Origin of the sequence: Candidatus Syntrophocurvum alkaliphilum (genome assembly GCF_009734445.1) — a bacterium.
In the GTDB taxonomy this organism is placed as follows: Bacteria; Bacillota; Syntrophomonadia; order Syntrophomonadales; family Syntrophomonadaceae; genus Syntrophocurvum; species Syntrophocurvum alkaliphilum.
This window is the reverse complement of the sequence record NZ_CP046457.1, coordinates 748,820-770,588: the sequence shown is the minus strand read 5'-3', so window position 1 is coordinate 770,588 and position 21,769 is coordinate 748,820. Positions and strand designations below refer to the sequence as shown.

Genomic DNA, 21,769 nt, shown 5'->3' with positions numbered 1-21,769 from the left:
TAATTAGTAGTTTTTATAGCTACAGAAGAATTTCTACTTCATTCTCTTCCATTAATTCTTGCATAAACACTTGTTTTTGTTGTTCGAATTCTTGTTGTTGAATCATGCTTTTAATATGAGAAGTTTCTTCTTCTAAGGTGCCTACTTCATCTCCATGCTCTTCTTTTAACATATTATATACTTGTTTAACTTCTTCATCGGAAACTTGAGGCTGTTCGATATTTAGGTCATAATATTTATCAACTAAATATTGAGTTTCTAACTGTTTTTCTATTTCTTCTCTATCAGTACCATGAGCATCTAGTTGTTGATTGAATTCTTCATCACTTTCAACACCTAATTGGTTTTTGAGTTGGTCTATATTTGTCTTTATAAACTCATTGTCAACAGTTAAATTCTTTTTTTGTACTTCTTCTAGAATTATTTTTTCTTGAATCATTTCCTGTAGTACTTGATGTTTTAGTTGTTCTAATACTTCATTGTTTTCTTGTGCATCTAAATCCATTCCTTGTTGCATATAATAGCCTTTAACTTCGTCTATCATTTCATTAAGTTCAGTCTGTAGAATTGGCTCTCCATTAACGATTGCTACTTTTTGATTTTCAGGCTCATCTGAAGTCGTATCACAACCAACTATTACAAGCATAAAAATAAAAATTAAAATTAAAATTCCCGCTTTTTTTCTAAGCATTTTTGTTCTCCTTTCTAACTTATGAATAATCTAATTCAAGTGAATATTAACATCCATATTCTATGCTGTCAAACGTTTTAACCTTAGATAAATCGACACTTTTTGGTATGCAACGCAATATTTTATTTAATAGGTCTTAGTGGACTAATATTATTATTGCGTTTACTAGAATCGTTAACTGTATTTACATTTCTAAGATCAAAAATATGTATATAAAAATTTCTTTCAAATTTACCATATATAAGCGAATGATGAGAAGGTATAGCAGCTTTATATACTGTTATTTGTGATTTATCTAATCCAGCTTCTATTAATATCTTTTCAAATGATCCTGCTGAAAAGCCATATATTATAACATCATTTCCTATTAATTCCGTTAAACGTATTAAGTCGGTATAAAATTCCTTAGCCATTTTTTGTTTGCCTTCTTTATTTGTAGCTGCTACATTATAATTTTTTAATCTAAGTTCTAAGAACCTTGTTTTAGAAGTAATCTCAAAATCAAAAACTTTATTAGAAAGCCAAAATAACAGAAAAGTTATTGCTGCACGTGATATATAATGTAAATGTATTCTTTTAAATTCTGCCTCATAGTTAATTCTAAAAGACGCACCTGACCATGTAAGAAAAAGGGCTCCAAGTATCAGTATAGCTAAAATAGCGGCTAACTGTAGGTCTATAAAGAAAAATGAGCATAAATGAATTATAAAAGTTATAAATGCAAAAGTAGATACAATATAAATGGCTCCCCCAATAAGTGCAGGTAATAGTCCATATGCTATAACAAAAGCTGCACTAATAGGTAATATAGTTGCAAAATAGGCTAGTGGTAAATAAATTATATGGGAGCGTAATAAACCTACAGTTAGTAACTTCGATATTGTGTATAACAATTTGTTCGTCCTCCCTAAAAGTTTAAGATAAAAAATTAGCTTAGTTTATTAGTTTAATAAATATTTTAATAATTTCTAAATATTACCTTAACGTAATCTTAACATTATACTTTATTTATACTTCAATCTTTACCAAAGATGTCCTTTATTTTTATAAAATATACAAAATGCAGTATTCTATTCAAATATGTTATTAATTTTCCATATCATTAAGCCTATGCAAAATTTATGATTAGTGCTAATATTAAAATAATTATAGCTCAGATATTTAGAGATATTCTTTAATTATCTGTACTAATTAAGAAATTGCCTAACAGAAAAGAATTTTATCTAATCTGAAAGGAAGTTACAATAAATTTTTTGTAAAAAGTTTATTTGTTAAAGTAAGCTTTTTATGTAATAATTCTTTGCGATTATACCTTCCTTTCACGAAAGGAGGGTTTTTTTATTTAGTTATTAAAAATACGAAAGGTTGATTGTGTTGAAAAAAATTGCTGTTATTAGTGCTATTTTAGATGAACCATTAATGAGTCAAGAACAATTTAATAAAGTTATAGCTAACTTTAAGGGAATCATTAGAGGTCGAATGGGAATACCTTTTGAAGAAGAGGGAATTTCAGTAGTAACTATTACTGTTATTGGGGAAATAGATGAAATAAATAGTCTAACAGGAAAACTAGGAAATATACCAAATGTTCAAGTTAAAACTTCTATCTCAAAAAAAGATATAAAAGACAAGGACTGATAAGAATGTCATCTAAAATTAAGACATTAAAACAAATTACTAATAAGCTCTACTATCAAAACAATCTTGACTCAAAAGAGTTATTATATTTGCTTAATAATATTAATACTGAAATAAAACAAGATATTATAGAAAAATCTAATAAAACAAAAATAAATATTTATGGAAATAAGATTTTCATGAGAGGGTTAATAGAGTTTACTAATTATTGCAAAAAAAGTTGCGAATACTGTGGTATTAGAGCTCAAAACAAAAATATTGATAGATATAGATTGAGTTTAGATCAAATATTATCCTGTTGTGAAGAAGGGAATAAGTTAGGTTTTAAAACGTTTGTCCTCCAAGGTGGAGAAGATAGTTATTATACAGATGATAAAATTGTTGAAATAATACAAACAATTAAAAAAAATTACAGTGATTCAGCTATAACTCTATCTATTGGTGAAAAATCGTATGATTCTTATAAAAATTTTTTTGATGCAGGTGCGGACAGATATCTTTTAAGACATGAAACAGCTTCGAAAGAACTATATGATAAATTTCATAAGAACTCAAGTTTTGAAAGTAGAATTAAATGTTTATGGAATCTGAAGAAAATAGGCTTTCAAGTAGGAGCAGGTTTTATGATTGGGTTACCAGGACAATCTAATGAAGATTTAGTTAAAGATGTAATGTTCATAAAAGAGCTTCAGCCACACATGGTTGGCATAGGTCCTTTTATTCCACATAAAGACACATCATTAAGAAACAATAATTCTGGAACAATAGATAAAACTATAATAATGTTGGCCATAATAAGACTATTTTTACCCAAAGTTCTTTTACCAGCAACAACTGCTCTTGGTAGTATTGACCCTTTAGGAAGAGAAAAAGGGCTACAAGCCGGAGCTAATGTAGTTATGCCAAACTTATCTCCAACTGTTGTTAGAGATAAATATGCTCTTTATGATGGCAAAATTTGCACTGGAGATGAAGCTGCTAAATGTAGAACTTGTATAGAAGATAAGATAAATAAGGCTGGTTTTACTATTGATATGTCACGAGGAGACCATATAAGTTGGAAGGGAAGGTAGTTATATGTTTATAAATCATGATTATATCTATAATTTATTAGAAAATGCAAACAAAGCAACTAATGACGAAATACAAAGTGTTTTAAATAAGGCAAAAGCAGTTAAGGGATTATCCCATAAAGATATTGCAATTTTATTACAAATAAAAGAACCATCACAATTAAAAGAACTTTTTAAGCTAGCAGGACAAGTTAAAGACTCTATTTATGGTAACAGAGTTGTTGTATTTGCTCCTCTATATATTAGTAATTATTGTGTTAATAATTGTACTTATTGTGGTTATAAAAGAGATAACCATATAAATAGAAGAAAGCTTTCTAGAGAAGAAATACAAGAGGAAGTTAAATTGTTAGAAAAAATGGGGCATAAGAGATTAGCATTGGAAGTAGGAGAAGACCCAGTTAATTGTCCGATAGAATATATAATTGATGCTATAGATGCTATATATGAAACAACCAATCAAAATGGTGAAATTAGAAGGATTAATGTAAATATAGCTGCTACAACTGTAGATAACTATAAAAAACTTTATGATGCAAATATAGGAACTTATATCTTATTCCAAGAGACCTATCACCAACCGACTTATGAATCAACACACCCCAAAAGCCTAAAAGGAAATTATGAATATCACTTAACAGCATTTGATAGAGCTATGGAAGCTGGATTAGATGATGTTGGTGGTGGTGTGCTTTTTGGCTTAGCTGATTATAAATTTGAAGTAATGGGTTTAATGCTCCATAATGAGCATTTAGAAAATAATTTTGGAGTAGGGTTTCACACTATATCTGTTCCGAGGCTTAAAAAAGCTGAGGGAATGGATTTAAATATGTTTTCTAATATTTTATCAGATGACGAATTTAAAAAAATAGTAGCAATAATCAGATTAGCAGTACCATATACTGGAATTATACTTTCTACTCGAGAAAGCAAAGAAATGAGAAAAGAACTAATGAATTATGGAGTTTCACAAATAAGTGCTGGTTCATGTACAGGTGTAGGAGGATACCGAGAAAAAGAAGATGGTAAAGATGCTGCTCAATTTTCTATTGAAGATGATCGTAGTCCATTAGAAGTATTAAAAGAACTAGTTGATGATAATTTTATTCCAAGTTATTGTACTGCTTGTTATCGAAAAGGAAGAACTGGGGATACATTTATGAAATTAGCCAAATCAGGACAGATTCATAATGTATGTACACCTAATGCCCTTATGACTCTTATGGAATTTGCATTAGATTATGGTGATAAAGATTTGTACGATAAAGTTCAAAAAACTGTAATATCTGAAGTAAATAAAATTGAAAAGAATAATCTTAAAAATTTAATATTTAATAATATCGAAAGATTAAAACAAGGAGAAAGAGATCTATATATATAGAACAAAAAAGAGCGGTAGAGTTTTATAACTATACCGCTCTATAAGCTTTACTATAAAATTTATACCCGCTTTGCCGTGTTTATCAAATCTATTTTAAAAACCCACTCCTCACTCAAGTGGGTGTTGGCTATTAGGTTCTGCCTTCCACTAATTGTTGTGGCCTGACTTCCACTATTAGACCTTAACTCCCTAATTATATATGTGGTTTAAAAATAAATGAATTCACCAACATTGCAGGTTTTTCGCTTTGTTTTAGTAAATATATTATATAATGATTGATTTAATATATTCAATAGTAACTTATTGGTATATTATTAATAGCAAATTATAACTAACTTAAAATGTGGAAAGAATTTTTTGTCTTGATGTTAGATATTGAGGTGTTTATATGCGTTTTATTAGAAAATTAGTTTATCTAATAATAGCCATGGTTATTATTATAGCTTTAGTTAGCTATAGTTTTAGTAGTGGAGTCTTTTTTGCTATTGATTGGGATAATCCTGAACCTTTATATCTAGAAAATATTAAAATAGAAAAAGTAGGTGACAGCTTAGTATTAGGATATACTGAACGTAATATCAAGTACGTTGAACTACATGATATTCCACAAGATTTAATTAACGCGTTTATTGCTATCGAAGACAATAGATTTTTTCAGCATCGCGGTGTTGATGTAAAAGGCGTTATTAGAGCAATTGCAGTTAATATTTATTTTAAAGAACTTGCCCAGGGGGGAAGTACTATTACTCAACAACTTGCTAGAAATTTATTTTTAGGACATGATCAAACATTAGAAAGAAAAATAGCAGAAGTAAGTATAGCAAAACAGCTCGAGCAACGATTTAGTAAAGAAAAAATTTTAGAAATGTACTTAAATCAAATATATTTTGGTAATGGTAATTGGGGAATTAGTCAGGCAGCTAAAAACTATTTTTATAAAAATGTTGAAGATTTAACCCTAGGTGAGTCAGCTTTATTAGCTGGCTTAGTACAAGCACCATCTATTTATGCACCTAATAAAAACTGGACTTCAGCAATCAATCGACAAAAAATAGTTTTAAACAGAATGGTTGAATTAGAATTTATAACTGAAAAGGAGGCAGAAGAAGCTATCTTAAATTATTAACACTTCTTATATTAAAATGAATAAACCTTGGAAATTCCATTATTTTTACTTTCTTTATACATTATTTATTTGATATACTCTAATTTAATTCAATAATAAATAAGGAAAGTTGAATATGAACACTAATTGGAATGAAAAATTAATAATTTCGTTAACAGTTTTAGTAGTATTAGTATCGGTAGTAATTGGTTATAGCTATGTACTTCCTATTCTAAAAGAAATAACTTCAATTACTTTTATTATTCTATTCCCATTTCTACTTGCTATTTTTATAGTTAATATTATACGTCCAACACAATTATTCTTAGAAAGAAAAACTAAATTAAGGCGGAGTTTTTCTGCTTTCATTTTATTATTGTCTTTTGTAATTGCAGTTACTTTTTTCTTTACTGTTTTACTAAACATATTATATAGAGAAATAATGAAGCTATATAATAATTTAAATCAATATTCAGATTTATCTATGGCAACATTATATGATATTTTAGATCAATTAAAATATAACGAGTTAGTATTACCAGGTGGTATTCAATTAAATGAAGCAACTATTACTAGAATATTTGCAGATTTACAAGCCTTCACTGATTCAGTCTTAAACTATTCTTTTAAAATTGCAGGTAATGTACCAGGTTTCTTTTTGTTTTTGATTATTTCAATAATAGCAGCCTTCTTTATACTTGTTGATTATGAAAAAATGCGTGATAAAATTACCAATTACTTTGCAAAAAAGAATATGGGTAAAGTTACAGATACTATTACTTTAGCAGCAACTTCCACATTAACCTTTATAAAAGTATATTTATTTTTGGTACTATTAACAGCTACATCAGCATATATAGTTTTCAAGCTACTAAACATTGAATTCGCTTTACTGTTAGCAATAATTGTAGGAATATTAGATATTATCCCTGTTATAGGTCCAGCATTATTATTATTACCTTGGTCAGGAATTCTTTTTTTAACTGGCAATCCTATTAATGCGTTTATTATTTTATTATTTTATATAGTTATGATGATAGCTAGAAGATATTTAGAACCAAAGATATTTGGTGACTTAATAGGACTAAATCCCTTTATCACCTTAATTGCATTATATGGTGGTTTTATACTAGGTGGAATAGTCGGTTTAGTTGTAGCTCCAGTATTAACTAATATAGTAATTAAAACAATAGAAGGATTAAAAAGCGAAACAGGATAATTTTAAAATTTTAATTAAAAAGATTTAAGAAAGTACTGATAAATTAAAATCAGTACTTTCTTTTATTTTAATAATTTAGACTAAAATAAATCTCTCGGTCATATATAGAAACTAGGAAAGGAGAGGTTTATTTGGTCATTACTATTAGAAAATACTGGTATTTTTTATTATTAATTATTATTGTGATATTAACTGCTATTATAATTAATAAATTTAATTTAATTAATCCAGAACAACCTAAAACTCCTGAAACTGTACCTGAAAAAGAATTAATAGGTGAATGGTTGGCTTGGAATGAGGTAAACCCATTATTTCCAAAATATTCGTATGCTAAAGTTACTGATATAGAAACTAATCTTAGCTTTGCAGTTCAACGTAGAGGTGGAACTTATCATGTAGATGTTCAACCACTTACAGCAAAAGATACTAAAATAATGAAGAAAATATATAATAATCAATGGAGCTGGAAAAGAAGGGCAGTAGTTGTTGAATTATATGATGGTAGACTTCTAGCTGGTTCAATGAATGGTATGCCTCATGGTGGTGGAAGTATTAGTGATAATAATTTCAACGGGCATTTTTGCATACATTTTAAAGACAGTAAAACCCATGGAAGTAGAAAAGTTGATTTAGCACATCAAATGATGATTTGGAAAGCAGCTGGTATAGTTGATAAACAGCTAAAAACATTAACTGCTAAAGAAACTGTATTACTTTTCTTTACTGCAATAGATCAAAAAGATGAATTTATGTTTAAAAAACTATTAGATGAAAAGGAACAACGATATCATTTCCTAAAAGATATTGAACCATTAGACTCAGTTAAGGTTAATACAATAAAAGAAGGTGAAGAAAATTTTTTTGTTGTTGATTTAAGGCTAAAATTTAAAGAATCCAATAATATAATAAGCCGTAAACTTCATATACAAACAGTTAGGAGAGGTGAACAGTGGAAAATCACTGAGGAATCAACCGACCTTCTTATTTGTAACGAAGAGCCTTGTTTAATAAATGCTAATAGGGTAGGTGATTAAAATAAAATTTTACTAGGTTTAATAATAGGTTTGTTAATTGGAACAGGAGGTACTTTGGCAATAACATCTCAAGACGTAATTGATGCTGGAAAAACATCTATTGAATTTGTTATGCATGTTTCAGATGTTTTAAATGAACATGTAGACCCTGAAACAGCAGATGAAATAATAAAACAAATTAAGACAGAGATGTAATAAAAAAAAGTATATAATTATTAAGAAATTATCTATGATGGTTAACTCCGCCTTAAGTTATTTGTATTTACTTTTTGCAGGAGAATTAATCTTGGATTTTATTTAGATCAAAAATAATTTAAATAATAATGTTAAAATTGTTAATAATACTAAAAAAGTATTAGCGGAGGTATAAATGAAATTAGCGATTTTCGATTTTGATGGAACTTTGTTTACAAAAGATACCCTTCCTTGTCTTGGTAAAGAATGGCTTCGCCAAAATAGATCCAAAACAAGATATATTAAAATCTTTTTATCTATAATTCCCTATGTAATCCTTTATAAGCTAGGTGTATTAGATAGGGATAAAATGAAAATTAGTGCACTAAAAAGATTTGATCAATTGTTTAAGGGTATGACTAAAAAGGAAATAAAAACTTTTTTTAGTAAGGCCTATCCTCATATGCGTAAATTATTTAATCCAAATGTTGTAGAAGAAATAAAACTAGCTCAAAATGAAGGATATCATTGTGTACTTCTTTCAGGAGCTTATGCTGATCTATTAAATCTTGTAGCTAAGGATTTAAAAATAGATTCTGTTATAGCAGTAGAGATTACCTACAATAATGATGTTTTCGACCATGAAAGGGATGTGCCATTTATTAATGGAGAGAGTAAATTAGTTTTACTAAAAAAATTGTTTCTAAATCATAATATAGATTGGCAATCAAGCAGATCCTATGCAGATAGTTATTCTGATCTTCCAGTTATGAAAATAGTAGGTCAACCTGTTATTGTAAATCCTGATGAAGATCTTCGAACTTATGGACAAAAACACAATTGGCGAACTATAGGAGCTTAGTTATAAATTTTTAGTATATTATAAATTACGTATAATTGTTTTTTTTGGTTATAAATAAATATACTTCTAAATGTAACCAAAAACCTTCCTTCTTCATACTATGCTAAGAAGGAGGTGATTAAAATGGCTAGAAATTATAGTAAAAATCCACACCGTGCTCTAATAACTGTTAGATTTTCTAATATTATGCAAAATAGATTTGGTACAACTGATAGGTGGGAAGCAGCTCTATACAAGGGAGCTATTGCCGGTCAAGAAACTGATGGTCGTTTTACAGAGTGGAAAAGACCAGTTAATAAGAGAGTTTCATTTTATCTTCCTAGGGATGTACGCCAAAATAATAGAACACCATGGAATCAATTAATATACGTACGTATCAGAACAACAAATGGCTATCCAACTTTTGACTTTGTAAGTAAACCATTTAGACTTAAACCCGGAAAGTATCATGTAGTAATGTCATTAAAGTCTATCGTACGTAAAAAAAAGAAAGTAGTTCCAGAGGAGTAAAAACTTAAAAACTTCATATAAAAGGAAGCATAGGGACGGTTCTTTTGCTTCCTTTTTATTGTATTAGAAAGTTTTTATTTTTTTTATTCTTGACATTAATCTCTGTGTTTCAATTATATCTGGAAGTACCATCAATAATTTATCTATATCTTCAGTAGTATTATCTTTTCCTAAAGATAATCTAAGAGAACTATGTGCATATTCATCTTTTATTCCCATTGCACGCAAAACATGAGAAGTATCAAAAGAGTTAAAACTACAGGCAGCAGCACTTGAAGCTATTTTTCCTTTTTCATCTAGAAAGTCTTTAATTATGTCTATTCTGTTACCAGTTGTTGGATAAAAAATTATTGCTACTAGGCTCCTCTACATTAAAATAATTGTCGACTAGATTAGTTAATACACATTAAATTATGGTAGAATATAGAATAGCAAATAAAGATTAATATAACCTTTAGGGGTTAATAAGATAAAGACTGAAGGAGGAAAAACAATGAATAAAGTAGAAAAAGCATTAACTCACGCCTTATTCGTTCATTTACATCACAATACTGATAAAGCTATAGATTTTGGTGCATTTAAAAAAGTTAATGAAAAAATTGATAGTACTTGGCCTGGAGCTTTGTTGGTGGGACCAGATGCAAATGATGATGCAGCAGTTGTAAAAATTCCTAATAGCCAAGGACTAATTGCAGCAAAAATGGAAAGTCACTGTTCACCATGTGTTCCAAGACCTTATGATGGAGCAGCTACTGCCGCTGGCGGAGCAATGAGAGATGTAGTTGCTATGGGTGCTAGACCGATTTTTATCCTTGATTTTATTGGAACACGTCCACTAGAAGAAAAAGTAATAGTTGGTCCTTGTGGCTTTGAAGGTAAATGTATATGTGGAAACTGTGAAATACTTACTAGTCAAGATAGAATTAACTTAATACTTAAAGGGATTCGTGATATGTGTGAAACCATGGAAGTTTTTGTAGCCGGAGGTGGCTTTTCAACCTCTTTTAGTGATATAGTTCCTGCAGTAGTAGTATCAGTAATTGGTCAACAGGTTACTGAAAAACCACTTACTAAACCAGCTAAGGAAGCAGGAGATCAAATAATAGTAATAGGAGAAACAGGTAATGATGGTAATGATACTCTATATAGAGCAGGACTAGTTTCTAATCTGCAACCTGCTATTGCACTTTTCCAAGAAGAAAAGCTTACTATGGATGCAACACTTGCTGCATTTGAAACTGGTAAGATTAAAGCATGCTCTGATTTAGGAGCAGCAGGAATAGGGGCTGCAGTATGTGAATCAGCAAGATTTGGCGGCCTAGGTGCAAAGGTTGACTTATCTAAGGTTCCTGTAAGAGTTAAAGATATAACACCTGAAGAAATTTTAATTTGTGAAACCCAAGCTAGAATGATAGTTCAAGTTGCGCCAGAACATGTACAAGAAGTTTTAGATGCAGTTCATTCAAATAATGGTAAAGCTGCCTTAATAGGCGAAATAACTGATGATAATCAAACTATTTTTGAGTATAATGGACAACACGTTGCTGTTATTTCAAACCATCCATCTCAAGAAGTTTTAGATGATTTAAGATAATGTTTTTGCTAGCGTAAACAAGAGTTGTTCGTGTAAATTAATGCTTATGGCCATGGGGAGCCCCTATTATAAGGGTTCTCCTTTATTATTTTTATTAGTAAAAGTTGGTTTCACTGCGAAAAGCTAAACTTAGATATGGAATCGGCTAAGCAAACATAAACATGTTTATCACGCCACTCACAGTTTTTTAGTTACTTTTTTTAATTTTTAAATTTGGTTATTATTCCTTAATGCAAAAATAACAATTTTTCTCATATTTTTTTCTCTAACCGATAAAGGGGTTAATAAATTCATTCGCTTTAAATAAATTTCAGCAGATTGAGGAATTGGCCTGAATAACTCTATTAACATACCTTTTACTATTTTTAATGGTGCCTTTTTTAAAAGTGCATTTAATTTTTTTAATGAACTACCAATAGCTATTTCATCTTTAGTTAAATCTGTACCAAAAGGGAAGGGCTGAAAAAAACCTTGTTCTTGATATGGTTTTAATAGATCAACTATTTTTTCTGGGGTATTATTTTTGTACTCGTCAGGTATTTCATAATCAATAGGAATTTTACCAGCTTTTTTTGCTTTATTAAGAAGTTTATCCTGAAATCTTGAATCAGTAATATTTAGAATCCTAGCTATAACTTCCTTGTCTGGTTGGCCGCGTAAATCAGCAATTCCATATTCAGTCACAATAATATCCTTCATATGTTTTGGTATTGAGCAATGACCATAATTAAAAACTATGTTTGATTTAAGACTTTTACCTGTATCTTTAGTGCTTTTAATCATTAAAATAGCTCTTGCATCAGGTAAAGCGTGAGCCATAGCCACAAAATTATACTGCCCACCAATTCCACTAATAATTCTACCATCTTCAAGTTGGTCTGATGCTATTGCTCCATGAAGTGTTACAATCATGCCTGTATTAATAAATCGGCCATCTTTTCTTTGAAGTGCTCTAAGTTCTTCATCTCCATACAGTTGATTTACCTTTTCCACACCAGACATACCGAATTGTTGTATTTCTTCTTCACTCATTTCATTAAGAATCTGGTAAAAGGATTTTGGTCCAAGAAAAAATGTACTGTGTAATACTTTACCTTTTATAAGTTCTTTTCCTAATAGACTTCTAATTTCCAATCTAGCATTTTCATCATTCATATCAGATGAATATTGTTTAATTCCATCAATAATTAATCCATTTTTATATTTAATCCCTTTTTTAAATATTCCAAACTTCTTTAAAAAATTAAAGTCTTCTTCATTAATCTTTGAATGTATTGCTTTAATATCAATAAGTTTATCTATAATATCTTCTGGTAAGTTATCTGCTTCTAACTTTCCTTCATTAATCAGTTTCATAAGATGAACACTATCAAAAACTTTTCTCTTAAGTATTTTGCTTTTATACATTTGCATAAAAACATCTGAAAACATCTCTGTTGACCCATAAAGACCTTTTTTAAAAACCCCTATATCTCCCCATTTGTCTAATAGATTTTGATATCTTGTATAAAGACCATTGTTTTCTATTATTTCTTGGTATACTTTATTGTGGTAGTTTCTCATAATTAGTCCTGAAACAATTGCATCACTAAGCGCTCCAATCCCAACTTGAATTGTACCACTATCTTTTATTAAGGTGCTAACATTAATGCCAATCATATAATCTATTAAAGAAACTGGTTCTTTAGGTGGACCAAATAGTTCATAATTGTATTTAGAACCTTGAAGAATAATATCATAAGTATCTGTTTCAACTACAGCATCACCATACATAAATGGCATATTTTTATTAGCTTCACCTATAATAGCAACTTTTTCACCATTAGCTCTTTTTTGTTTAAGCTTTCGTGTAACACCAAGACCTATATCAGGATTACAAGCCATAGAATACATAGTTTTATCATTAGTCTCTTTATAAGCTATTAATTGACCAAAAACATTTAATCCCAAGTCTATTGCATCACGACATGCATGAGTATAATGTGAAGCAATATGATTTTGCTGAGCTTTAGGATCATTTAGATAGGAACCAGCATTACTGAAAAATTCAAATGTTTCTACATTTGCAGGTAATTTACCAGCTCTAAAATCAAGCATATAATCAAATTCGGGAACCCCATCAAATACTCTATCAACTATGGGATCTAAAAATCTTTTTTCTAGTTCATTATGAACTTTTGGTTTTTCAAGGGGTAGAGCAGTTATTATTTTTAGTTTAATTTCAGGATCTTTTTTTGCTCGTCTATATAGTGCATTAATAAATTGATATGGTTTTCCTAGTGCCATTGTCATACCAAAGGTAATTTCTTTGCCAACATGGTTAATAACTTCATCAACACATTTTTCCACATCAGCATAGACACTACCGGCATTTTCTATCATTTACTCTACCTCCTATTCTTTAGTTACTTAAACGAGTAAATGAAATATGCTTTATTTCAACTTTAATTTGTTTCAATATTAAGAATAAGAATTCCTATGATTATTCTTAATTTTTTTAATATTTCAAATATTTTGTTTATTTATTAGTAGCTACATTATTTGCAAAAGAAAAATTAGTTAAATATTATGAAAAATTGTTAAATAGTTTTCCAATAATAGGCATAGTATACATTGTTATGTTAAAATATTGTTAAAATATTAAAAAAGGGATGGTGTACATGGATTTTATTTTTTCAGAAGAATGTTTGAAGTATAAATCAATGGGGCATCCAGAAAGTCCCGAACGCTTAGAAGCTGCATATGATTTTTTGAAAGATAAGTTTAACTTTATAACACCAGAACCAGTTAGTGATGAGGATCTTCATTTAGTTCATACTTCAAGGCATGTTAAAAGTGTAAAAAATAATGATTTTTTTGATTTTGACAGCCCTAATTATGAAAACATTTATGATTTTGCTACTCTTTCTGCTGGTGGTGCAGTCAAAGCCCAAGAAATACAAGGATTTAGTTTAACTCGTCCTCCTGGTCATCATGCTGGCAAAGATTTTTTAGGCGGGTTTTGTTATTTTAATAATATAGCAATAGCTGTAAAAAAATCTGGACTAAAAACATTAATTTTAGATATTGATGGGCACCATGGCAATGGAACTGAAGATGTTTTTTTAGGTGATAAACAAGTTACATTTATATCCCTGCATCGTACAGGAATTTTTCCTGGTACAGGTCACTCTTCTAAAGATAATATATTTAATTATCCTTTTAGGGGAAAATGCGGTGATGAAAAATATTTAGAAACATTTGAACAAGCTTTAGATGCGGTTTCAGATATTAAATTTGAACAAATTGCAGTTTCAGCAGGATTTGATGGTCATGTTAATGACATGCTCGCTTCTTTAGGTATTACCACTGAAGCATATCAAAAAATTGGGGAAATGATATCTTTTTTTAATTTACCTACTTTTGCTGTTGGAGAAGGCGGGTATGTTGGGCGTGATTTAGGTCCAAATATTTTATCCTTTGTTAATGGCCTGAAAAATAAATAACAGCTACTAAATCTTTGTAATTTTTAGCAATACAATTGCCTCAATTACGGCAATTGTATTGTTTTTCTTTTTTAGCTTGATTAACTAATCTAATGTCGGGGTAATATTATTTAATTAACTCAATAATTTTCTTAAATTGTTCTCCTTCAGAGGTTTCCGTTAATTCAAATAAAGCACTTTCAAAACAAGTGATATTAATGCCATCTGCTTTCATTTTTTCTAATCCAATTTTTTTATTGGCTAAAGTTCTAGAGGAAACAGCATCAGAAATTACTTCTATATCATAGCCCATTTGTTTTAAACCGTAGGCTGTTTGGTACACACAAACATGGGTTTCAATTCCAGCTACAAGCATTTGAGTCCTTCCTGTAGCTTTAACTGCTTCAATAAATTCTTCGTTTTTACATGCATTAAAAGTCATTTTTAAAATCGGTTTTTCATCAGTTAAGTATTTTGATAATTTTTCATCGGTTACCCCTAATCCTTCAGGGTATTGTTCCACCCATATAATCGGTATGTTTAAAATTTTTAACCCTTGAATTAAATTTATTAAGTTTGTAATAATTTTTTCATTTTCATGAACAATTTTTGCTAATCTACCTTGGACATCAACTAATACAAATGCACATTCATCTTTTTTTAGCATTGTCATCTTCCTTTCTTGTTAATAAATCATTCTTCTGTACAAGAAAGGTGAAATCCTTTTATATTTACTTATACTTTTTTAACATTTCTTACTTTTCTATATCATACGGCCAATCATTTATACCACCCAAATCATAAACATTATTATAACCTAGTTCAATTAGTATTTTCATAGCTGATTGACTTCTATTACCTGATCTACAGTAAAGAATTATCTTTTGTTCTTTGTCAGGAACACTTTCATGTATTTTTACACGTAATTCATCAACAGGAATTAATATACTATTTGGAATATGTCCTGTTAAATATTCTTCTTTTGTTCTCACATCAATTATTTGCATATTATAGTTTTCGTCTATTTTTTGTTTAACTTCTTGAGGAGAAATTTTATTTCTATCTGCAATAGGACTTTCATTGTTTATATATAATATTAAACCAGTTATAACAACTAACATGATAGCACTAGTAATATATTTTTTAGTCATATATAATTATCCTTTCTATATTTTAAAGTTCATTGTAAGTAAAACTTAATTTCTTAACATATTTTATATAATACAAATAAACTAGAAAATATGGTATAAGATATGAGATAAAAGTATACCCAATATTCCATCCGTTACTATATAAAACATAATCAAATATTACTGCTATAAATTCAAGAAAAGTAGTTAAAAGTGTAAATAGTAGTACAAGTAATAAGTACCTGCCTTTAATTTTTTCAAATAAAACAGTTAAATATATAGCCATAACTGGATAGAGCCCTAAGTCAATTGGTATAGTTGCAATTACTTCATATTTAAAAGGTTGAATTAGCCACCATCCTAATTGAATTCCAATTACATTAAATAAAAGACTAATCATAGCTGCAAATGGAGCAATCAATAAAACATTTTTTTTAAATTTCAAAAAAAGAGGAGTAGCTATTATCCAAGGTATAATAAAACCTATAATAATGTTTAATAACAAAATTTCTTACTCCTTTAAGTATATTAATATAAACAAAACAATAGCTAATATATAAAATTAACTGTATTTTTAAAAAAACCCAGCTAACTAATTTTATTTTTTGCAAATACAAAAAGAGATAAACTAGTAATTGCTACTAGAAATAGCCTTTACATGGTAGATATACTTTTGTTGATATAGGGGTTTTAATAGCTTATCTCCAGCCTATTTTGCATATTTCATTGCCTTTTTTATTATTAAATGTAATATAATCCTTTCACCATTGACTAGAACGCTTGTTCTGCTATAATGTTATTAAAACTAATACTAGGTGATTAAGTTGTTTGACTATAGTAAATTGCCCATTAGGAATGTACTTTGTTTAGATATGAAATCTTTTTTTGCTTCAGTGGAAGCTGTTGAAAGAGGTTTAGACCCTATGGAAACTCTCTTAGTAGTTGTAGCTAACAAAAACAGAAAGGGTAGTGTTGTTTTAGCTGCTTCTCCTAAAATGAAAGAACTTTATGGTATTAAAACAGGAAGCCGCTTCTTTGAAATACCAGTAAACAATAAGCAAATACATATAGTAGAAAGTAGAATGGCACTATATGTTAACTATGCTTCAAAAGTAATTCAAATTTTAGAAAAATTTGCCCCTTATGAAGCTATTGATGTTTATTCTATAGATGAATCATGGATATGTACTGATGGTACAGAAAAATTATTCGGTAATCGCTGGGAAGTTGCAAGAAAAATCAGAGAAACGATTTATGAAGAAACTGGTTTACCTTCGTGTATCGGAATCGGACCTAATAAGTTTCTAGCTAAAGTAATTCTTGATATAGAGGCTAAAAAAAATGGGATTGCTGAATGTAAGTACAAAGATGTTGAAGATAAGTTATGGCCGCAAAAAGTAGAAGCCATCTGGGGCATTGGTAAAAGAATGCAAAAAAACTTAAATCGCATGGGAATTTTTAAAGTAGGGGAATTAGCTACAACTCCATTAAATAAACTTAAAGAACGTTTTGGAGTAATGGGAGAGCAATTATATTGGCATAGCTGGGGTGTTGATTTATCCCCAGTAATACAAGATTGGGAATTTGAAGAAGAGCAAAAGAGCATTAGTACAGGTATAACATTAATGTCTGATTATGGAGGTGAGGATACTGAAATAGTAATTCTAGAACTATGTGAAGAAATCGGCTTAAGGCTTAGACAATCATTTTTACAGTGTAAAACCGTTTATCTTGGTATTGAATATAGTAAAGATATTGGTGGAGGCTTTGGGCATTCACATACAATGAATGATTATAGTTGTATCAGTAATCAAATATATAAAGAATGTATTTCACTATTTCGCAAATATTATCAGGGATTTCCAGTAAGAAAAGTAAGTGTAGCCGTTAGTAACCTGCAAAACTTTGATAACCTACAACTCAAGCTCTTTGATGAAGAAAATCAGCGTGATTTAAGTTTGTCATTTGCTTTAGATGAAGTAAAAAACAAGTATGGGAAGCACTCAATATTTAAAGGGGTTTCTTTATTTAAAAATGCAACTGCTAAAGAAAGAGCAAATAAGATAGGTGGCCATAATAAGTAGGGTAGGGAGTTTATTATGAATGATGTTAATGATAGAGGAGCAAAAAAATGGAATAGACTTATGATTCCAGAGTTTAAAGAGAATCTAAAAAATATTTATAATAACAACAATAACGATAGTAAAACTGAAGAAGAAATTAATAAAATTAAACATGTTATATTGCTAACTGCAGGTAATAATACTAGAGTTGCTATTAGCTACAATACTACAGGAACAGTGTATGAAATATGTGGGTATATTTTAAAATGGAATCACAAAAAAGAAGTTGTTAGTATAATTGATGATTATGGGGATATTAAAGAGCTAAAGTTAACTAGTATCCAAAGTGTTAATATCACTGGTTAAAATAGCCTTTATTAATACTACCATTGTGTTTTGAAAAAATTAACCTCTTGCTCATATGATTTTACTAATTTCTCTAGCTTTTCGAGTTCATCTTTAGAATACGGTGTAAAGTTTGCTGTAATTTCAATATTTTCAATTATCTCATCTATATTAGATACACCTACAATAGCACAATGAACAGGAAAACTAAGCACATAACCAAGAGCTTGTTGCATAGTACTTATGCCATTATCTCGAAAAATACGTCCATAAGCTACTACTTTCATAGCAATAATACCCATATCCTGATGCAGGGCTTCTGCCATAAGTTCCTTTTGCATAGGTTGGTAATAAATATCTGCTGGGTTTAGAGACATCAAAAGGCAATCAAAATCCATTTCTTTTATACTCCGTATAGCAACTTGTGGATCCCTATGGGTGGTAATACCGGTTAAACCTATAACTCCTTGAGCTTTTAGCTCTTTTAATGCTCGCCAAGCACCATCAGAAGCACTAATTTTATCTAAATCATCATCTGTATGCACGCCATGTAATTGATAAATATCTATATAATCTGTATTTAATCTATTTAAGCTTTGCTCGATTAATTGCATTGTGCCATCATAGCTACGATCAATTGTTTTGGTAGCAAGTACCACTTCTTGCCGACGATTAAGCATTACTTGACCTATATTATCTTCACTAGCACCATAAGTTGGGGCAGTATCAATAAAATTAACACCATTATCTATAGCTTTGTTTATCATCTGTACAGCTTCTTCTTGTTTATGTGCCTGAGCTATAGTCATTGAACCCCCAAGTCCTAACAAGCTTACTTCTAAACCTGTTTTACCTAATTTACGAAAACCAGTTTTTCTATTGTTAACCTCATTAGTATCTTGTTTTTTGTCATTAACTTTATCAGTAGTTTTTTTCTTATCTTTTTCTTTTACTTCGTCTAATTCTGTAGCACAACCACACATACCAACAGTAACAATTGAACCTAACCCAATTTTTAGAAAATTGCGCCTATTTATTCTTTTCATAAACATCTCACCTCAACCTTAAATAAGCTCATTTATGGCCATACTTCAAAAATAACTTAACTTAGATTATTTGCGACATGTTTGTGAACTTTACTATTGTATAACATAGGTAGGTGTGTATAAAACCAACCACCTATATTATTCCATTCATCCTTTTGCGAATACCAGTAGGGAACAAGTTGATCTGTATAGGTGTAAATTGATGTATACGATACTAAATCAGAAGTTGAATCTTGATCATTTAATTTTTGTAGAAATTTACTGTCTGGAATCATTTGTTCCCCCCCTTTAGTCCAATTAACCATATAAGCTGTCGGAGTGCCATGGTGTGGAGAACCAATAGTTACTAAAGCGCCTACATTTTCTGCACCATCTAAGTAGTTAATATAATAACGAGAACTTAACCCCCCCATACTATGTGCAACTATATCAACTTTATCACTATCTGTTTCAGCTAATACATCATCTATAAAATCTTTTAATTCGTTGGCATTATCAATGTTACATCCTACAATATTAGAATATTGAATAACAAATAATTCGTCTTCTGACCAACCTTGGTCTTTTAAATAGCTAATTAATGGGTCAAAATTTGATTTATTAAACACTTTAGCCCTAGTATCAAAGTATCCATGCACAAAAACTACTGGATTTTTATCATTTGGTTTATTTTCAGTTGAAGGAATGTGTAAAAAAATAATAGTAATAATAAAAGCTATAATAAATAATGGAAATATTTTCTTTTTCAAAATTATCACCTCATGTTAATAAACCACCCTAAAAATTTTTTGTACATTATAATTTAAGTTTAATCTTTTTTGTACCATGTTGTAAAACGGTTCATAACAAACAATATAATGCAAATTTTTCATTATCTAATTAGTTGTAAATAAATTAAGAACATACTTACAGTTAATATGTCATATCTTGAATAATAAACCATAAATATAGATTAACTTAATTTTTTGTTTAATTTTAGGTTTTGTTGTGAAAATGAAAGGAGAATACCAAATATGAACCTACCTTTAAGCGGTATTAGGGTATTAGATTTATCTCAATATTTACCCGGACCATTTTGTTCTCAAATATTAGCTGATTTTGGAGCAGAAATTATAAAAGTAGAACCTCCAAAAAGAGGAGAATTAGGAAGGCAGGTACCTCCACTTATCGAAAGTGAGAGTGCTCGTTTCTATACAGTTAATCGCAATAAAAAAAGTATAACCCTTGATCTTAAAAAGGAGGAAGGAAAATCTACCTTCAAAAAACTATTGCTTACTACTGATGTAGTATTAGATCAATTTAGACCTGGTGTGATGGAAAAAATGGGACTGGGTTATGAAGTACAAAAAGAAATTAACGAAAGAATAATTTATTGCGCAATTACTGGTTATGGTCTAGACGGACCATTGCGTGATACTGCAGGTCATGATTTAAATTTCGTTAGTTTATCTGGTATAACTGAATCAACGGGCACTCACAAAGGTATACCAGCTATGTCAGGTGTTCAAATTGCTGATATTGCAGGTGGAACATTATATGCTGTAATTGCAATTCTTTTGGCACTATTAAACCGAGACAAAACTGGTAAGGGGCAACTTTGTGATATAGCTATGCTTGATTGTTCTATAAGCCTCCTAACTTATACTCTTGGAGAATGGTCAGGTATGGCTAAGCTTCCAGAAAGAGGCAATGAGGTTTTAACTGGAGGCTATGCATTTTTTAATATTTACGAAACCAAAGATGAAAAATTTATTAGTCTAGCAGCCGTGGAAGACAAATTTTGGGCGAAATTTTGCGAAATGATTGATAGAAAAGATTATATTTCAGATCAATGGAATAAAGAAAAACAAAATGAAATTAAAGAAGATATTAAAAATATCTTCTTAGAAAAAACTAGAGATGAATGGGTAGAGTATTTTTCTAATAGTGATATTTGTTTTACACCAGTTCTTAACCTTGAAGAGATGTCTACACATCCTCAAGTTGTAGCTAGAAATATGATAGAGAAAATAACTAATTTTAAAAACTCAGGAAAAGATTTAGTATTAACCGGAATTCCAATTAAACTATCTGAATCTCCCGGGCAAACCCAACTTACTTTTCCTAAACTAGGGGAGCATAATGAAGAAATACTTAAAGAAGCAGGGTATACTCATGAAGAAATTGAAAAATTGCGTAAAAATCAAGTAATATAAAAACATCTAATTATAATGAGGATAAAAACCGATGAGCGGGCGTGATAAACATGTTACTCGGCCTATTCCATAACCTAATGTTTAGCTTTTCGCAGTGAAACCATGGAATTAATATTAAAATTATATTTCTAAAATAACACCTTTAACTTTGGTAAAAGGTGTTATTTTTATTCTTTAATATGTCTATATGTTTTAAAGTGGTATCAACACAAATTAATCATTATGAAGAAATAAAATTAGCTTTT

At 29.6% G+C, this 21,769-nt stretch carries 23 protein-coding genes and 1 other RNA gene; 14 read left to right on the top strand and 10 right to left on the bottom strand.

The annotated features are described in order from the left end of the window. Positions 1-19: 19 nt before the first annotated feature. Together SYNTR_RS03800 and SYNTR_RS03795 are read right to left on the bottom strand one after the other, a co-directional pair. The gene (locus tag SYNTR_RS03800) at positions 20-691 is read right to left on the bottom strand and encodes a SurA N-terminal domain-containing protein (RefSeq protein ID WP_156203276.1); all 672 of its coding nucleotides are present in this window, start codon (positions 689-691) and stop codon (positions 20-22) included. A gap of 122 nt (positions 692-813) precedes the next feature. After that, the gene (locus SYNTR_RS03795) at positions 814-1,584 is read right to left on the bottom strand and encodes a hypothetical protein (RefSeq protein WP_156203275.1); all 771 of its coding nucleotides are present in this window, start codon (positions 1,582-1,584) and stop codon (positions 814-816) included. A 481-nt stretch (positions 1,585-2,065) separates the two neighbouring features. On the opposite strand from SYNTR_RS03795, the gene SYNTR_RS03790 reads away from it, so the two are divergent. Genes SYNTR_RS03790 through hydG form a run of 3 tightly spaced genes read left to right on the top strand, consistent with a single transcriptional unit; the run spans position 2,066 to position 4,783 of the window. Further along, positions 2,066-2,329: a TM1266 family iron-only hydrogenase system putative regulator gene (locus tag SYNTR_RS03790; RefSeq protein WP_156204685.1), complete on the top strand. Its 264-nt coding sequence runs from the start codon at positions 2,066-2,068 to the stop codon at positions 2,327-2,329. A gap of 5 nt (positions 2,330-2,334) precedes the next feature. Continuing rightward, entirely contained in the window at positions 2,335-3,402 is a 1,068-nt protein-coding gene (gene hydE / locus SYNTR_RS03785; RefSeq protein ID WP_156203274.1) for a [FeFe] hydrogenase H-cluster radical SAM maturase HydE, read from the top strand. A 4-nt stretch (positions 3,403-3,406) separates the two neighbouring features. After that, positions 3,407-4,783 (top strand): [FeFe] hydrogenase H-cluster radical SAM maturase HydG, encoded by a 1,377-nt coding sequence (gene hydG / locus SYNTR_RS03780; protein WP_156203273.1) that lies wholly within the window; start codon positions 3,407-3,409, stop codon positions 4,781-4,783. Positions 4,784-4,841: 58 nt separating this feature from the next. On the opposite strand, the gene ssrS is transcribed toward hydG, so the two are convergent. Beyond that, a non-coding RNA gene (gene ssrS, locus SYNTR_RS03775) (6S RNA) lies at positions 4,842-5,026 on the bottom strand. A gap of 145 nt (positions 5,027-5,171) precedes the next feature. Here ssrS and SYNTR_RS03770 point away from each other — a divergent pair. The 6 genes from SYNTR_RS03770 to SYNTR_RS03745 all read left to right on the top strand — a co-directional run bounded on the left by SYNTR_RS03770 (position 5,172) and on the right by SYNTR_RS03745 (position 9,687). After that, positions 5,172-5,909: a transglycosylase domain-containing protein gene (locus SYNTR_RS03770; protein ID WP_156203272.1), complete on the top strand. Its 738-nt coding sequence runs from the start codon at positions 5,172-5,174 to the stop codon at positions 5,907-5,909. Between the two features lie 115 nt (positions 5,910-6,024). After that, on the top strand, positions 6,025-7,107 hold the full coding sequence (locus tag SYNTR_RS03765; RefSeq protein WP_156203271.1) for an AI-2E family transporter: 1,083 nt from the start codon (positions 6,025-6,027) through the stop codon (positions 7,105-7,107). Positions 7,108-7,238: 131 nt separating this feature from the next. Next, complete coding sequence (locus tag SYNTR_RS03760; protein ID WP_156203270.1) at positions 7,239-8,141, top strand: hypothetical protein; 903 nt, start codon at positions 7,239-7,241, stop codon at positions 8,139-8,141. Positions 8,142-8,195: 54 nt separating this feature from the next. Further along, entirely contained in the window at positions 8,196-8,336 is a 141-nt protein-coding gene (locus SYNTR_RS03755) for a hypothetical protein (RefSeq protein ID WP_156203269.1), read from the top strand. A gap of 175 nt (positions 8,337-8,511) precedes the next feature. Continuing rightward, on the top strand, positions 8,512-9,177 hold the full coding sequence (locus SYNTR_RS03750; protein ID WP_156203268.1) for an HAD family hydrolase: 666 nt from the start codon (positions 8,512-8,514) through the stop codon (positions 9,175-9,177). A 123-nt stretch (positions 9,178-9,300) separates the two neighbouring features. After that, a complete protein-coding gene (locus SYNTR_RS03745; protein ID WP_156203267.1) occupies positions 9,301-9,687 on the top strand; it encodes a hypothetical protein in 387 nt (128 codons plus the stop codon). A gap of 63 nt (positions 9,688-9,750) precedes the next feature. Here SYNTR_RS03745 and SYNTR_RS03740 read toward each other — a convergent pair whose 3' ends face one another. After that, positions 9,751-9,915, bottom strand: a complete 165-nt coding sequence (locus SYNTR_RS03740) for a hypothetical protein (RefSeq protein WP_156203266.1) — start codon at positions 9,913-9,915, stop codon at positions 9,751-9,753. Positions 9,916-10,180: 265 nt separating this feature from the next. Here SYNTR_RS03740 and SYNTR_RS03735 point away from each other — a divergent pair, with 265 nt between their 5' ends. Continuing rightward, on the top strand, positions 10,181-11,281 hold the full coding sequence (locus tag SYNTR_RS03735) for an AIR synthase-related protein (protein ID WP_156203265.1): 1,101 nt from the start codon (positions 10,181-10,183) through the stop codon (positions 11,279-11,281). A gap of 207 nt (positions 11,282-11,488) precedes the next feature. On the opposite strand, the gene SYNTR_RS03730 is transcribed toward SYNTR_RS03735, so the two are convergent. Beyond that, on the bottom strand, positions 11,489-13,663 hold the full coding sequence (locus SYNTR_RS03730) for an acetyl-CoA hydrolase/transferase C-terminal domain-containing protein (RefSeq protein ID WP_156203264.1): 2,175 nt from the start codon (positions 13,661-13,663) through the stop codon (positions 11,489-11,491). A 278-nt stretch (positions 13,664-13,941) separates the two neighbouring features. Between SYNTR_RS03730 and SYNTR_RS03725 the strand changes: the two genes are divergently transcribed. Beyond that, the gene (locus SYNTR_RS03725; RefSeq protein ID WP_197079179.1) at positions 13,942-14,766 is read left to right on the top strand and encodes a histone deacetylase family protein; all 825 of its coding nucleotides are present in this window, start codon (positions 13,942-13,944) and stop codon (positions 14,764-14,766) included. 106 nt (positions 14,767-14,872) lie between these two features. On the opposite strand, the gene SYNTR_RS03720 is transcribed toward SYNTR_RS03725, so the two are convergent. From SYNTR_RS03720 to SYNTR_RS03710, 3 genes are all read right to left on the bottom strand, one after another. Then, entirely contained in the window at positions 14,873-15,412 is a 540-nt protein-coding gene (locus SYNTR_RS03720) for a hydrolase (RefSeq protein WP_156203262.1), read from the bottom strand. 88 nt (positions 15,413-15,500) lie between these two features. After that, positions 15,501-15,896, bottom strand: a complete 396-nt coding sequence (locus SYNTR_RS03715) for a rhodanese-like domain-containing protein (protein ID WP_156203261.1) — start codon at positions 15,894-15,896, stop codon at positions 15,501-15,503. Between the two features lie 22 nt (positions 15,897-15,918). Then, complete coding sequence (locus tag SYNTR_RS03710) at positions 15,919-16,380, bottom strand: CBO0543 family protein (protein WP_156203260.1); 462 nt, start codon at positions 16,378-16,380, stop codon at positions 15,919-15,921. Between the two features lie 310 nt (positions 16,381-16,690). Here SYNTR_RS03710 and SYNTR_RS03705 point away from each other — a divergent pair, with 310 nt between their 5' ends. Together SYNTR_RS03705 and SYNTR_RS03700 are read left to right on the top strand one after the other, a co-directional pair. Then, positions 16,691-17,959, top strand: a complete 1,269-nt coding sequence (locus tag SYNTR_RS03705) for a Y-family DNA polymerase (protein ID WP_156203259.1) — start codon at positions 16,691-16,693, stop codon at positions 17,957-17,959. 15 nt (positions 17,960-17,974) lie between these two features. Next, positions 17,975-18,304 (top strand): YolD-like family protein, encoded by a 330-nt coding sequence (locus tag SYNTR_RS03700; RefSeq protein WP_156203258.1) that lies wholly within the window; start codon positions 17,975-17,977, stop codon positions 18,302-18,304. Between the two features lie 17 nt (positions 18,305-18,321). Here the strand turns inward: SYNTR_RS03700 and SYNTR_RS03695 are convergent, their stop codons facing one another. Both SYNTR_RS03695 and SYNTR_RS03690 read right to left on the bottom strand, forming a co-directional pair. Beyond that, entirely contained in the window at positions 18,322-19,329 is a 1,008-nt protein-coding gene (locus SYNTR_RS03695) for an aldo/keto reductase (protein ID WP_197079178.1), read from the bottom strand. Positions 19,330-19,385: 56 nt separating this feature from the next. Then, positions 19,386-20,078, bottom strand: a complete 693-nt coding sequence (locus tag SYNTR_RS03690; RefSeq protein ID WP_197079177.1) for an esterase/lipase family protein — start codon at positions 20,076-20,078, stop codon at positions 19,386-19,388. A gap of 264 nt (positions 20,079-20,342) precedes the next feature. On the opposite strand from SYNTR_RS03690, the gene SYNTR_RS03685 reads away from it, so the two are divergent. Next, on the top strand, positions 20,343-21,524 hold the full coding sequence (locus SYNTR_RS03685; RefSeq protein WP_156203255.1) for a CaiB/BaiF CoA transferase family protein: 1,182 nt from the start codon (positions 20,343-20,345) through the stop codon (positions 21,522-21,524). Positions 21,525-21,769 lie beyond the last annotated feature (245 nt).